The organism is Gelidibacter salicanalis (assembly GCF_007997285.1).
GTDB classification, from domain to species: domain Bacteria; phylum Bacteroidota; class Bacteroidia; order Flavobacteriales; family Flavobacteriaceae; genus Gelidibacter; species Gelidibacter salicanalis.
Window position 1 is genome coordinate 144,111 of record NZ_VORX01000002.1, and the last position, 12,838, is coordinate 156,948.

Here is a 12,838-nt window from a genome sequence, read left to right on the forward strand (position 1 = left end):
GTATATTTGTGCTGCACTATAGGACTAAAATAATCTGCAACAGATTCATTCTTCAATTGTAATTAGTGGTGATTTTGACCCCTATAGTAGCCTCTTAAAAAAAATAGATTTTATGAAAAAAGGTAAGATCTTCATCTTGTTATTTTCTGTGATACTTCCGAATATTTTAAATGCTCAAGAAAAAATAAATACGGATAACTGGCTTTCCAGTCCTGGAATTATTGGCACTTTCGTACTCATTGCTATTGTGATGATTATAGCCATTGTCATCTTGTTTGTGAAATTAAACGGCTATATCGATTCTATGAAACGCCGTCAGATAAATTCTCAAAAATTGGCATTTGATGATGAGCTCATCGCTTTGGATGATGCGGATATTGATGCCATTTTAGAAAAACGAAAAGCTGCCCTTAAGTATAAATTAGGAGGAAACGAATTATCAGGCCATGCGTTGGCTAGTGACGATAAAGGCCTGATACAACGTATCGAAAATGATCCCAATAACGCCTATTTTGACGAGAAAAAGAAAACGTCGCTCAGCCTCGAAACCCCTTTAGAATTAAAGAAAATAATCATCTATTACATTGGCGCTGCCATCTTATGGCTTGTTTTGGGAACTTTAATTGGGCAATATCTCGGAATGAAGTTTGTGTGGCCTGAAATGGACCATCAGTCTTGGTTGAGTTTTGGCCGTTTGCGCCCGGTGCATACCAATATGGTGTTTTGGGGGTGGTCATCCTTGGCAATGATCGGTCTTGGGTATTTTGTTATTGCCAGAACTTCCAACACTAAAATTTATAATTACACCTGGGCTTGGACCGCTTGGGGCCTTATCAATACAACTATTGTATTGGGCAGTTTGTCCCTAATGGCGGGCATCAATAATGGGGGCGGCGAATATAGAGAATACATCTGGCCAATTATGCTCCTTTTTGCCATTGGCTTGGTGATGACCTTCATCAATTTTTACAAAACTGTAGCGACTCGCAAAATTTCAGAAATCTATATTTCGAACTGGTTTATCTTAGCTTCCCTCATTTGGACCATCGTCTTGGCTATTATTGGTTATTTGCCATTCTATCAGGATGGGTTGGGAGAAACGGTCATTCAGGGCTACTACATGCATCAGGGCGTTGGAATGTGGTTTATGACCTTTACATTGGGTTTGGTGTATTATTACTTGCCTTCGGCTTTAAACAAACCTATTTATTCCTATTCCTTAGGGGTTTTGGCTTTTTGGACACAAATGTTGTTCTATACCATGATCGGGACCCATCATTTTGTATTTAGTCCCTTGCCATGGTGGTTGCAGACCATTGCGATTGTCTTTAGTGCAGGTATGGTGATTCCGGTTGTAGCAGGGTCAACAAACTTTTTAATGACCATGAAGGGCAGTTGGAATCACATCTCTAAAAGTTATGTGCTCCCGTTCTTTTTAGTGGGAACTGTCTTTTATTTTGTGGGTTCTATGCAAGGGAGTGTACAGGCGTTTCGTTTTACAAATTTCGTCTGGCATTTTACCGATTTTAACGTGGCGCACTCCCATATGACCATGTATGGCATCATCGCCTTTTTCTTGTGGGCATGTATTTATGCCATTTTGCCAAAATTAACAGGAAGGGAACCCTCACAGGTTCTAGTAGGAGGGCATTTTTGGCTGGCATTTATAGGGTTGTTTGCTTACATGATTTCGCTAATGGCTGGAGGAACCTATAAAGGCTTAAGCTGGATTGAAGGAAATGCTTTTATAGAATCTGTCATTTTGATGAAACCGTATTGGGTGTGGCGTGCCGTTGGTGGGTCGCTCATGTTTGTCTCTCACTTGATATTTGCCTATAATTTCTATTATATGGTGAAGGGCTACGCTAATATGAAACCTTCTGTAAGCGCCAAAAAAATTGAAGAAATAACTGTTTAATACGATCTGAAACATGCTTAATTTTCATAAAGAACATAAAAATTTGGTGCTTACTGCAGGTGGTGTATTTATAGCCTTAAGTATTCTTATTGCCATAGTGCCCGCTTTCCAGATGCAGGGTACTGAACCTATTCCGGACGAAAAACCTTTAACCGCCGAAGAGCGGGAAGGTCTACACGTTTATGTTTCAGAAAACTGCATGGCTTGCCACACGCAGCAAGTCCGCAACATTGAAATGGACAATGTGTGGGGAAGTCGGCCGTCCATTCCCTCCGATTATTTTTACAGTAAAAAACGTATGGATGTGTGGCGCCAATCGCCTTCAGTGTTAGGCAGTGAGCGTACAGGACCGGATTTGACCAATATCGGAATCCGTCAGCCCAGTGAAGATTGGCATTTGCTCCATTTGTACAACCCTAGAGCGGTTGTTTCCGCCTCGGTTATGCCGTCCTATCCATGGTTGTTTAGAGAAGTAGATAGCGCTTCACTAAAAAAGTACGATAAAGTAGTTGCGGTACCTAAAGAATTATTTAATAAGCCTGGAAAAAAAATCGTAGCTTCCTACGATGCCTTGCGCTTAGTAGATTATTTAAAATATTTGAAACAGACGGAATTGCCGGGCGGGAATGTTAATGATTTTATTCCGGCACTGAAGAAAATTCAAGCCGAAAGAAGTGAAAGTCAACAAGCGGGTGGTCTGGATGGTGCTAAATTATATTCCCAAGTCTGCGCAGCTTGTCACCAAGACGGTGGTAAAGGGATCGTGGGTGCCTTTCCCTCGTTGGTAGGTAGCGCCATAGTCAATAATGCGGATGCTGAAAAACTGATCCGAGTGGTTATTCAGGGTTATGATGCCCGTACGGATTACGGTGTGATGCCTCCGTTTGGAGATCAACTTACGGATGAAGAAATTGCGGCCATTCTTACCCATGAAAGAAGTAGCTGGGGTAATGATGCAGCGCCTGTAACTGCAGATGATGTCGCCAAGGTGAGACAATATGTTGAGATGGAATTAAATAAATAAGAGATGAAAAAAGGAGCTTTAATTTTCGTATGGTTGTTTTTCTTAGGACAGGCGATGGCAGTGGCTTGCGATGTTTGTGAGAAAGATCAACCCAAAGGGTTTGAAAATATCACGCACGGGGCGGGACCTTCAGGAGACTTCGATTATTATATTATTTGGGGCGCTATAATTATCGTGGGGTTTACACTGTTTTATAGTCTGAAATATCTGATAAGACCTAAAGAGAATGATCCTGATCATATTAAGAATATTGTTAGAAACGAAGGATTTTAATTATGGAAGACAATAGGATCGTAACCGTATTTTTGGACGATGATATCAAACCGTTTGCATCATTTGCGCCGCCGGTCAAAATCGTTTTGGATACAACCAAAATTCCCGACGGAAAGCACACCCTAAAAATAGTAGCAAAATCTTCCAATAATGTGGAAGGCATTCGTGAAATTCCGTTTATTGTTCGTAATGGACCTGAGATTTCAGTGGTAGGTTTAAAAGCAAATGAAACGGTAGATAACCAAATCCCGATTACCATCAATGCTTACGGCAGTGAAACCTCCGATTTTTTCGTTATCCGCGGCTCTGAAACACCAAAAGCGATTCCCGCATGGGTTTGGGCATTATTGGTAATGGTGTTTGCCTTTGGACTCTTTTACATTATTATGTACTGGGATCCTGAACTCTATAAATCATTTTTTTAAGTATGGAACACGATATTTTTAGTCTTGAAGACGTCAAAACCTTAGTCAATACATTTTATGATAAAGTACGTGAAGATGAGTTGTTAGCGCCTATTTTTAATAAGGTCATTAAAGACCGTTGGCCCGCACACTTGGAAACCATGTACACATTTTGGCAAACCGTACTTCTAGGAGAACATACGTATACTGGGAGTCCGTTTCCGCCACACGCCAAATTACCAGTCTCCAAAGCGCATTTTGACCGCTGGTTGGAGCTGTTTTACAGCACCATAGACGAGCAGTTTGAAGGCGAAATTGCTGAGGAGGCCAAATGGCGCGCTTCAAAAATGGCAGAGATCTTCCAATTTAAAATTGACCGCTACCAACAATCTGTCTCTGGACATTTTTAATTGTCCTTCCCGATAACTTTTTAAACCGTAACGTTGAAACAGAAATGTTTTGTTTGATCTTTTAATTCGGATAGTTTTGTCCTAATTAAAATTGTTTGTATCTTTACTGAAGAACATAGAACATAGAACATAGAACATAGAACAAAGAACAAAGAACAAAGAACAAAGAACAAAGAACAATGAAAACTGAAAACTGAGGACTGAGGACTGAGGACTGAAAACTGAGGACTGAAAACTGAAAACTGAGGACTGAAAACTGAAAACTGAAAACTGAAAACTGAGTACTTAATTCTTAATACTCACTACTTAATACTTATTACTAAAAATCAAACACATGAAAACAGCATCATTAACCAACAACATTCAATACCACGAGACCAGACCTACCATTCAAGTATTATTAGAAACAGAAAATGGCAAGGAAATAAGAATCGCCTTTAAGAAAGATCAGGTGATGAAAGAGCACAAAACCCCATTTCCTATTGTAGTTGAAATTTTTGAGGGTAGTATCGATTTTGGAGTCAATGGCAGCGTGCATACTTTAAAAACTGGGGATCTTGTATCGCTTGAAGGTGGTGTGCCACACGATTTAACCGCTTTAAAAGACAGCATTGTACGGTTAAGTTTAAATAAAGCCGACAGCGCCAAACGCGTAGAAGATGTTGCAAAAAATTCCTAAGTCGAATTCTTAAAAACGATGGTGTTCTGTAAATCTAGATAGCCAATTAACAAACCTAGTTAAAGCAAGAGAGATTTGTATATTCTCGAAATGACAACTTGCAGAGAGGAATTTCTGTCCACCGAAAGTAATTCGCAGGCTTTAATTTTAATGATGACGTTGGTCGGTTAATAGCAGGCTAATCTTTATGCTAGAAGCGCAGCGGCCTTGATTCATCGGACGATAAGGTTAAACTATAAAAACTTAAAACATAAGACTATGAAACGTAAAGCACATGCCGTTTGGAACGGTTCACTAAAAAAAGGTGAAGGTCAATTAACCACCCCTAGTAAAGTTTTAAACCAGTCAAAATACTGTTTTAATTCCCGCTTTGGTGAAGGAAAAAGCACAAATCCTGACGAATTGTTGGCAGCGGCACACGCAGGCTGTTTTGCTATGGCCTTGAGTCTTATTTTAGGAAAGGAAGGTTATACGCCGACAGAACTCGATGTGTCTTCAGAAGTCACCATGGATGCGGATAAATTAGAACTTACGGGCTCTCATTTAATCTTAAAGGCAACTATCCCAAACATTACCGAAGCGAAGTTTATGGAATGTGCCACTGCGGCCAAAGAGAATTGTCCTATGAGTAAAGCACTGAGCTTCCCAATTACCATGGACGCATCACTGCAATAAGTCAATCTTAAAAAAATTTTATCATGAACAACCCAACAACATTAGCCAAGAAAAAAGCCGATTTGGCGCCCGCCCATATCGAAGCGTGGCGAAATTTTAGCCAAACCGTCTTTAAAGAAGGCGCTCTAGACGAAAAAACCAAGCAACTTATAGCGGTGGCGGTAGCTCACGTGACCCAATGTCCGTACTGCATTAAATCGCATACGCCCCAAGCCCTGCGTAAAGGTGCGAGCAAAGAAGAGATTATGGAGGCCATTTGGGTGGCAGCGGCGGGGCGAGCGAGTGGCGCATATACCCATGCTGCAATTGCTGTAGATGCCATGGATGGTTTGAACCAAGACGGTTTAGTGCCCCAATCAACTCCTGAAATGGCTAAGAAAAAAGCCGATTTGGTTCCGGAGACTGCAAATGCGTGGCGAAACTTTAGCAATACCGTATTTAAAACCGGGGCGCTCGATGAAAAAACCAAGCAGCTGATTGCGCTTGGCGTGGCCCACGTCACCCAATGTGCCAACTGTATAAAGGGCCACACTAAAATGGCAAAATTAAAAGGTGCCAGCAATGAGCAACTCATGGAAGCCATCTGGGTAGCCTCTGAAATGCGGGCTGGTGCGGCTTATGCGCATGCCTCTATTGCCATGGAAGCAATGGAGACCCATGGGTAGTAAAAATCCTTTTATAGCATTGATGGCAAACAATCTTGCTATTATAACAAAACTATAAAGAAGAAACTGTAGGGAAAGTTATCAATACCACATTCCAATATCCGCATGCTACAGTTCATGATGAACTGTAGCATATAAGAAAAAGAATCTAAACACCATTTAGCCTATGCGATCTGAGAATTATGACTTTACGTATATTGATGAGTTTTGTGAAGCACATAAAGTGGAATTTAAAGTCAATGACTATCATAGTTTAATGGAGTTGTTGTTCGATAAATGTATGGAAGATTGGGGCGACTGTAAGGGTCGGGCCTGGTGTGGCACTTGTCATATACAAATTCTTGAGGGCCAGCTTTCCCAAAATATGGATAGCGATGAAAAAGATACGCTTTCTAAAATTGAAGACACCCAAGAAAACAGTCGATTGGCCTGCCAGATTCCCATCAATGCTGAACTGCATAAGTTGGTTTTTAAAATTATGGAACGCACATAGGTATGAAATCCATTCTTTGAGGTCAATTATATTGGTTCAGGATAAAAGACCCACTCCTAAATAGTGTAAGCCAATTATAACAAAGTATAATCTAATGTATCCATGAAACAACGATTGAATTACCAAACGGTAGCTCCTGAAGCCTTAAAAGGAATGATGGAATTGGAGAAATATGTAGCTGGTTCAGGACTGGAACACAGTTTATACGAACTCGTCAAACTGCGTGCCTCGCAAATAAATGGCTGCGCTTATTGTATTGATATGCACAGCAAGGATGCGCGTAAAGCTGGTGAAACCGAGCAACGTTTGTACGCCCTGACGGCTTGGAAGGAAACGTCGTTTTACACGCCCCGGGAACGTGCTGCTTTAGCTTGGACTGAAGCCATGACACTGATTTCAAAAAACGATATGCCGGATGCATTGTATCAACAGCTAACCGAGCATTTTAGTGAAAAGGAACAGGTGGCATTGACCATGGCAATTGTGGCCATAAATGGTTGGAACCGATTGGCCATAGGTTTTCGGGTAAAGCCAGGCAGCTATAATCCGAGTAACACCCTATGATATTCAGAATAACATAAGAAGGATTTTAAAAAAAATAGGATGAGTAACTGGCGCAAGCAGTGGTCTTGGCTCTGCCATTACAGCAAGTTTTATTCAGAACGGAAAAAAAATTATGGGCTGGCGCGTAACACAAAACACTGAATTTCCTACATAAAGAATTACGAAATCAATTTACTCCGGTGTCCTTAGATATTTCGGGTTTTACCGCGGTGGACATATGGATCGACGAAACGATTTAAGAAAACAAAACGCACGATTTTGAAAATAGTAATTGATTGTCTTTAAACCATCGTAATGCTATAAATTGATTCATTAGAATAAAATGGATCTGTCATAAAATAAAACAAATATTTGTTTTTATTCAGCGTAAATCTGCGGGATAATTTTTCCTGACGCTTATGGTTGTTTCCCGCTGATTACGAGGATGTCTACAAATTTTCAATCCGCACCACAAAGTTGGGATCACCATAAATATGATTTTTTCCCCTAAAAAAAAAGATGTTAGTGGCTATCTTAGGTTGCCACTAACATCTTTTTAAGTTGAATATTCTTCCTGCCCTTATCTAACGGAATGCAGGTTCTAAAAACCTATCTGTGGGTAGGTTTTGGTGCCCATCTATCATACGGCGTCATGTCAAAATTAGATACCTCGTCCATAGATAGACCAAGGGCTCTTGCAACCCCTTCTCCGTATTCAGGATCGGCCTTATAGCAATTCCGGATATGACGAATCTGAATAAATTTTTCTGCACCGCCTACTTGAGCGGCCGTGTTGTTAAACAAGGCGTCTTCTTTTCCATCTGCTTTAATGATTCGGAACAAGTCGCCAGGTTGCGTGAAGTAATCTTCATCATCATCCCTAAAATTATGCGCATACGCATCGCCACTTAATTCCAATGGTGGTTCTTGTGCTTCCGGTTGCTCTTGCCATTCGCCATAGCTGTTGGGTTCATAATGCTTGGTCGCCCCATAATTTCCATCCACACGCATCGCCCCATCTCTATGGTAGGAATGGTATGGACAGGTAGGTTTATTTACCGGAATTTGATAATGGTTCACCCCTAATCTGTAACGTTGGGCATCACCGTATGAAAACAGTCTACCCTGCAACATCTTATCAGGAGAGAAGCCGATTCCCGGAACGATATTCGTCGGGTTAAAAGCCGCCTGTTCAACATCTTGAAAATAATTTTCTGGATTTCTGTTCAGCTCAAATTGTCCCACAGGAATCAATGGGAAGTCTTTTTTAGACCACACCTTGGTCAAATCGAACGGATGAAAACGGTAGGTCTTGGCCTGTTCTTCGGTCATTACCTGAATAAACATGTTCCATTTCGGGAAGTCATTAGACTCTATGGCATCAAAAAGATCTCTTTGTGACGATTCTCTGTCCATCCCTACAATCGCTTTAGCCTCTTCATCGGTCAAATTATCGATTCCTTGTTGGGTCACAAAGTGAAACTTGACCCAATGGCGTTCATTGTTCTGGTTAATTAGGCTGTAGGTGTGACTTCCAAACCCATGCATGTGTCGGTAGCCTTTAGGAATACCCCGATCACTCATAATAATGGTGACTTGATGTAGGGCTTCCGGAAGCAAGGTCCAAAAATCCCAATTGTTATTAGCACTTCTCAGGTTGGTTTTAGGATCGCGTTTAACGGCATGATTCAAGTCCGGGAATTTCATCGGGTCGCGAAAGAAAAATACTGGGGTATTATTTCCAACCAAATCCCAGATGCCTTCTTCCGTATAGAATTTTAGGGCAAAGCCGCGGATATCGCGTTCAGCATCTGCCGCGCCACGTTCTCCAGCAACAGTTGAGAAACGGCTAAACATTTCGGTTTTTTTACCGACTTCACTGAATATTTTCGCTTTAGTATATGGAGTAATGTCGTGCGTTACTGTAAAGGTTCCAAACGCACCAGAGCCCTTGGCGTGCATGCGTCGCTCAGGGATCACCTCCCGATCAAAGTTGGCCATTTTTTCTAAAAACCACGCATCTTGCATCAACATGGGGCCACGTGGGCCTGCAGTTTGTACATTCTGATTATCAGGAACCGGGGCCCCTGTCTGTCGTGTAAGTTTCGATTTTTTATCTTCCATACTGTTCTATTTTTAGAGGATTTGTTAAGCGATTGAAGTTACGATATTTCCTATACTTAAAAAAAAACTTAAATCATATTTGAAAAAGATTGGACAAAAATTGAATTTTCAAAGCAACGTAATCGATTCTACGTCCATTTGTAACCGGTGTTAAAAAATTGATTAAATTTTTATAATTACTTAGCCAAATTTTACAAAAGCACTGATTATGATGAGTATAACGAAAACAACACCTAGGTGTTTCGTTAAAATTTTCTTAAATAAATTCTTTGAGAAGTAAATATTAATTCATAACATTGCATTATGTATAACATAATACTTTCATACAAGACGGATTAACTTAACATCATTCATTAAAATTATTTAATATGAAAAAAAGACATTCCAATATCATTTATCTGATATTTACTTTGCTTTTTGCTTTGCCTTCCTTGAGTTTCGGACAGGAAAAAACAATTACAGGAACTATCGTTTCGGCCACAGATAACATTCCTTTAACGGGGGCTACTGTTATTGTAAAAGGAACGAGTACTGGAGCAGTCACCGATTTTGATGGTAACTTTACCATTGCAGCGTCTACAGGAGATGTTCTTGTATTTAGCTTTGTTGGGTTTCAGACCAAAGAAGCAACTGTCGGTAACCAGACGGTCATCAATATATCTCTAACGGAAGATACTGCCATGTTGGACGAAATCGTCATTACAGGATACGGAAAACAGAGCCGGTCTCAATTGACTACTTCGGTTTCAAAACTGGATACTAAAATTTTGGAAACCTCTACACGTTCTAACGTGGCTACGGCTTTACAAGGTACCATTGCTGGTTTAAGAGTAACCAATACCACAGGGCAGCCAGGTTCTACCCCGCAAATTGTATTGCGTGGAGGAACTAATTTTAACGGTACAGGATCGCCGCTCATTTTAATTGACGGGATTCCAGGCTCTTTTTATGCGCTGAACGCGGATGATATTGAGTCTATAGAAGTACTTAAGGATGCGGCTGCAACCGCTATTTATGGCGCAAGATCTGCAGATGGTGTTATTTTGGTAACGACTAAAACCGGTAAGGTTGGAAAATCTTCAATAAACTATAAGTATAAATATAGTATGAACGAAGAGCGAAACGATCAGAAATATCTTAACGCTGCACAGCACATCAATTACAACAGACAAGGGATTGCTTGGTACAGACAAGTTGCTGGTAATGCTGGTTCTTTTGGTGCTTTCTTAGATGGGAATAACGGTGCAGGAACAGGTAATAATACGACGAACGATCCTTTTACTACGCAGTTTCTATCGGCATCAAATAGCTATTTGTTAAATCAGCCAGGATGGAGTACTATTCCAGATATTTTAGATCCATCAAAAGAAATTTTATTTTATAACAATACAAGTGTTCCGGATCGTATTTATCAAAACAGTGCGTCTAAAGATCACTATTTGTCTTTTGACGGTGGTAACGAAAAAGGAACCTATTATTTAGGATTAGGGGCTTTAGACAATGACGGTTTGATCTTAGGATCTGGCTTTAAGAGATATTCAGGGAAATTTAGTGGCTCTTACAATATCAGCGACAAGTTTAAAGTGAACTCTAATATTTTGTATTCGCACTCTAATTTATCATTAAGTCCGTTGGGAGGTGATGATACTGTTTTTAGAAGATTCCAAGGTCAGGCACCAACGTCTAGAACATTTGATACGAATGCTGATGGTACGTTTTCAGATCAATTTGCGCCAGGACAAAACGAAGGTTTTGGAAATCCGTTATACTACCAAGATAAATTTGTTAGAAAAAATTTAGAACAACGCTTGTCAGCGTCTGTAGGAATCGATTGGGATATATTTGAAAATTTCACCTTTGCACTTAACGGTAGTCATTTTACAGTAAATAATCACGATGAAAGATTTAATAGAGCGTATAGAGTAGGAAGTACTTCCGGACCTTTACGCACAGGACGCGAGGCATCAGTTAGTTTAGAAAGAACGTTGAGAAATCAATTGACGGGAACCTTAAATTATATGAAGAAATTTGGAAATCATAATTTTAACGCGTTAGTAGGAGCTGAATACTATAAAGACAATTATTTTAATACTTCAGCAGGAACTCGAAACTCTCCAACTGATTTAATTGAAACCTTGAACGCTGGTGCAGAAGCCAATGGGATTCCATATAGTTTTGAAACAGAATATGTCATTGTATCAACATTCGGAAGATTGTTATATGATTATGATGATCGTTATTTAATGAGCTTCACCTATAGATATGATGGATCTTCAAGATTAGGTAATAATAAGTATGACTTTTTCCCAGGTGTTTCAATAGGTTGGAATGTACACAATGAACAAGGCTTTAAAGATTCTAATTTAAGTACTGTCATTTCGCGATTGAAACCAAGATTAAGTTATGGTGTAAATGGAAATCAAGATGTTTTAAGCAACTATGGAGTATATGGTTCTTATGGAGAGCAAGGTGTATATAATGGTCAGACCGGATATGCAAATTCTTCTTTGCCAACTTTAGACTTAGTTTGGGAAAAATCGACCACATTTAATGCCGGTTTGGACATCTCGTTTTTTGATAACAGACTTTCGTTTATTACAGATATTTACTCAAGAGATATTAAAGATAAGTTAGCCAACTTAACCTTGCCATATTACACAGGGTTTAGCAGTATTTTAACGAACAACGGAACCATTAGAAATAAAGGTTTTGAGTTGCAAGTTAATGGGGATATTATCCGCACTGCCGATTTAAGTTGGAATGTAGGAGCGACGTTTACCACCAATAAAAATTATGTGGTAAATCTTCCTAAAAATGACAACGATAGAAACAGACAAGGTGGAACACTGATATGGAATTCATCTACCGGTCAAGAAGAATGGGTTGGTGGTTTTCAAGAAGGGCAACGTTCAGGGCATGATTTAGTAGTTGCTTTTGAACAAGCAGGTATTTATAAGACACAAGCAGAGGCTGATGCTGACAATGCCATAACGGATAATTATGTACCGGGACCTAGCCGTAACAAACGTTGGGCTGGAGATGTTAAATGGGTAGATCAAAATGGCGATGGTGTGATTGATAACTTAGATAGAAAGATTATTGGACGCACAACACCTGATTTTATTGGAGGTATTACTACAAGTTTAAATTATAAAAACTTCAATCTCTTTGTAAAAACCGATTTCGCAACTGGACATTTGGTATGGAACCATATCAAAAATAAAGGTTATGGTCAAACCCAAGGAAATTTAGCACAACCTATTGAAGTAGCGGATTCTTGGACACCAACCAATACAGATACTGACTGGCCACGTTTTGTGTTTGTAAACGGATCAAAAAACGTCTGGAGAGCAGGAGAAGGTGTAGATGATTTGCAAAATTTTGGTAACGAGAAGTTCTGGGAAAAAGGCGATTATTTGGCATTGCGTGAAATAACGTTGAGTTATAACATCCCATCAAAATATTTTAAAGATGCAATTCAAAGATTCAGTGTTTATGTTACAGGATCTAACTTGCATTACTTTAAGAGTATGAGTGGCGATACGCCAGAGCAAGGTGGGGTTCAATACGGATCATTCCCTGTTCCAAAAACAATTACATTAGGTCTTAACGTAACATTTTAAATTTTAG

The 12,838-nt window shown here is 39.8% G+C and carries 12 protein-coding genes; 11 read left to right on the forward strand and 1 reads right to left on the reverse strand.

Going from position 1 to position 12,838, the window contains the following annotated elements:
- The first annotated feature begins 112 nt into the window (after positions 1-112).
- The 10 genes from ES711_RS03895 (at position 113) to ES711_RS03940 (ending at position 7,105) form a co-directional block, all read left to right on the forward strand.
- Complete coding sequence (locus tag ES711_RS03895) at positions 113-1,918, forward strand: cbb3-type cytochrome c oxidase subunit I (protein WP_146890284.1); 1,806 nt, start codon at positions 113-115, stop codon at positions 1,916-1,918.
- A 13-nt stretch (positions 1,919-1,931) separates the two neighbouring features.
- On the forward strand, positions 1,932-2,942 hold the full coding sequence (locus ES711_RS03900; RefSeq protein ID WP_146890287.1) for a cbb3-type cytochrome c oxidase subunit II: 1,011 nt from the start codon (positions 1,932-1,934) through the stop codon (positions 2,940-2,942).
- A gap of 3 nt (positions 2,943-2,945) precedes the next feature.
- Complete coding sequence (locus ES711_RS03905) at positions 2,946-3,215, forward strand: hypothetical protein (RefSeq protein WP_146890290.1); 270 nt, start codon at positions 2,946-2,948, stop codon at positions 3,213-3,215.
- 2 nt (positions 3,216-3,217) lie between these two features.
- The gene (locus tag ES711_RS03910; RefSeq protein WP_146890293.1) at positions 3,218-3,640 is read left to right on the forward strand and encodes a cytochrome C; all 423 of its coding nucleotides are present in this window, start codon (positions 3,218-3,220) and stop codon (positions 3,638-3,640) included.
- Positions 3,641-3,642: 2 nt separating this feature from the next.
- A complete protein-coding gene (locus tag ES711_RS03915; protein WP_146890296.1) occupies positions 3,643-4,029 on the forward strand; it encodes a group III truncated hemoglobin in 387 nt (128 codons plus the stop codon).
- Between the two features lie 334 nt (positions 4,030-4,363).
- Positions 4,364-4,708 carry a cupin domain-containing protein gene (locus ES711_RS03920; RefSeq protein WP_146890299.1) on the forward strand — a complete coding sequence of 115 codons (345 nt, stop codon included), beginning with the start codon at positions 4,364-4,366 and terminating at the stop codon, positions 4,706-4,708.
- A gap of 258 nt (positions 4,709-4,966) precedes the next feature.
- Positions 4,967-5,383 carry an OsmC family protein gene (locus ES711_RS03925; RefSeq protein WP_146890302.1) on the forward strand — a complete coding sequence of 139 codons (417 nt, stop codon included), beginning with the start codon at positions 4,967-4,969 and terminating at the stop codon, positions 5,381-5,383.
- A gap of 23 nt (positions 5,384-5,406) precedes the next feature.
- The gene (locus ES711_RS16605; protein ID WP_394344879.1) at positions 5,407-6,048 is read left to right on the forward strand and encodes a carboxymuconolactone decarboxylase family protein; all 642 of its coding nucleotides are present in this window, start codon (positions 5,407-5,409) and stop codon (positions 6,046-6,048) included.
- A gap of 166 nt (positions 6,049-6,214) precedes the next feature.
- Positions 6,215-6,541 carry a 2Fe-2S iron-sulfur cluster-binding protein gene (locus ES711_RS03935; protein WP_146890305.1) on the forward strand — a complete coding sequence of 109 codons (327 nt, stop codon included), beginning with the start codon at positions 6,215-6,217 and terminating at the stop codon, positions 6,539-6,541.
- 102 nt (positions 6,542-6,643) lie between these two features.
- Positions 6,644-7,105 carry a carboxymuconolactone decarboxylase family protein gene (locus ES711_RS03940; RefSeq protein WP_146890308.1) on the forward strand — a complete coding sequence of 154 codons (462 nt, stop codon included), beginning with the start codon at positions 6,644-6,646 and terminating at the stop codon, positions 7,103-7,105.
- A gap of 588 nt (positions 7,106-7,693) precedes the next feature.
- Here ES711_RS03940 and ES711_RS03945 read toward each other — a convergent pair.
- Positions 7,694-9,208, reverse strand: a complete 1,515-nt coding sequence (locus ES711_RS03945; protein ID WP_146890311.1) for a catalase — start codon at positions 9,206-9,208, stop codon at positions 7,694-7,696.
- A 368-nt stretch (positions 9,209-9,576) separates the two neighbouring features.
- Between ES711_RS03945 and ES711_RS03950 the strand changes: the two genes are divergently transcribed.
- Positions 9,577-12,831 (forward strand): SusC/RagA family TonB-linked outer membrane protein, encoded by a 3,255-nt coding sequence (locus tag ES711_RS03950; RefSeq protein ID WP_146890313.1) that lies wholly within the window; start codon positions 9,577-9,579, stop codon positions 12,829-12,831.
- Positions 12,832-12,838: the final 7 nt, after the last annotated feature.